The 280-nt window shown below is 47.9% G+C and carries 1 pseudogene; it reads left to right on the top strand.

Annotated features, from left to right (window positions below):
• Positions 1-280: pseudogene (locus HC176_RS19380) on the top strand (3-phosphoglycerate dehydrogenase); the annotation flags it as partial.

Below are 280 nucleotides of genomic sequence, written 5' to 3'. Positions count from 1 at the left end.
AATAGACGCCGTTATAGTGCGCAGTGCCACCAAGGTGCGGAAAGATCTTATGGACGCCTGCCCTACCCTTAAGGTAATAGGCCGTGCAGGAGTTGGTATGGACAATATAGATGTGGAATACGCCCGCAGTAAAGGCTTAAAGGTTTTTAATACTCCTGCCGCATCTTCGGCTTCTGTAGCCGAATTGGTTTTCGCTCACCTTTTTGGAGCTGTCCGCTTTTTACATGATGCGAACAGGAATATGCCTCTGGAAGGTGATTCCAGGTTCAAGGAGCTTAAA

It is taken from the genome of Tamlana crocina, assembly GCF_012037625.1.
This window is presented reverse-complemented; position numbering and strand designations above follow the sequence as displayed.